2 rRNA genes are annotated in these 1,524 nt (G+C 53.0%); both read right to left on the reverse strand.

What is annotated here, in order from left to right:
- A 23S ribosomal RNA gene (locus ACFCTO_RS12090) occupies positions 1-678 on the reverse strand; the annotation flags it as partial.
- Between the two features lie 194 nt (positions 679-872).
- Positions 873-1,524, reverse strand: a 16S ribosomal RNA gene (locus tag ACFCTO_RS12095); the annotation flags it as partial.

Here is a 1,524-nt window from a genome sequence, read left to right on the forward strand (position 1 = left end):
AACTAACTATACGCCCTGTTCAGACTCGCTTTCGCTGCGGCTCCGCATTTTCTGCTTAACCTCGCTAGCTGAAGTAACTCGCCGGTTCATTCTTCAATAGGCACGCCGTCGACCATATAAAGGTCTTCGACTGCTTGTAGACATACGGTTTCAGGTTCTCTTTCATTCCCCTCCCGGGGTTCTTTTCACCTTTCCCTCACGGTACTATGCGCTATCGGTCCATATCAGTGTTTCGCCTTGGAGGGTGGTCCCCCCAGCTTCCCACAGGGTTTCTCGTGTCCCGTGGTACTCCGGATCCTGCTCCATGCACTTGCTTACGCCTACGAGGCTCTCACTCTCTCTGGCTGAGCTTCCCAGCTCATTCTGCTTCACTCATGCATTTGATAGCAGTCCACAACCCCGGATTGGTTTCCCATCCCGGTTTGGGCTCTGCCCCGTTCGCTCGCCGCTACTAGGGGTATCTCTGTTGATTCCTTTTCCTCCGGCTACTTAGATGTTTCAGTTCACCGGGTGCCCTTCCTCATAGAGGATGACAGCACTACTGCTGCCGGGTTTCCCCATTCGGAGATCTGCGGGTCAAAGGTTACTTGCACCTCACCGCAGCTTATCGCAGCTTATCGCGTCCTTCTTCGGCTGATATGGCCAAGGCATCCGCCGTACGCCCTTACTTACTTGACTATTTTTTCATGTATCACGCCATCCATAAGGGATGTCATGATGGACAAGAATTCAAGGTTCGTTAAGATCTCTTTTTAAAAAGAGGTATTTTCTAACATTTTTATGCAGTTGTCAAGGTACGATTGAGAGGATGGCCTCTCAAAACTGAACAATGAATGAATTGCCTCCGTGCCGACTTCTTAGGTTTTCCCTAGAAAGGAGGTGATCCAGCCGCACCTTCCGATACGGCTACCTTGTTACGACTTCACCCCAATCATCGCCCCCACCTTCGACGGCTGGCTCCTTGCGGTTACCTCACCGGCTTCGGGTGTGAATGACTTTCGTGGTGTGACGGGCGGTGTGTACAAGGCCCGGGAACGTATTCACCGCAGTATGCTGACCTGCGATTACTAGCGATTCCTGCTTCATGCAGGCGGGTTGCAGCCTGCAATCCGAACTGGGACTCTGTTTTTGGGGTTTGCTCCGGATCGCTCCTTCGCTTCCCTCTATTAAGAGCCATTGTAGTACGTGTGTAGCCCAAGCCATAAGGGGCATGATGACTTGACGTCATCCCCGCCTTCCTCCGCATTGTCTGCGGCAGTCTCTCCTGAGTCCCCGGCCGAACCGCTGGTAACAGAAGATAGGGGTTGCGCTCGTTGCGGGACTTAACCCAACATCTCACGACACGAGCTGACGACAGCCGTGCACCACCTGTTTTCTTGTCCTCCGAAGAGGAACGGGACATCTCTGTCCCTAGCAATCAATGTCAAGGCTTGGTAAGGTTCTTCGCGTTGCGTCGAATTAAACCACATACTCCACCGCTTGTGCGGGCCCCCGTCAATTCCTTTGAGTTTCAGCCTTGCGGCC

Source organism: Megasphaera indica, assembly GCF_046614755.1.
In the GTDB taxonomy this organism is placed as follows: Bacteria; Bacillota; Negativicutes; order Veillonellales; family Megasphaeraceae; genus Megasphaera; species Megasphaera intestinihominis.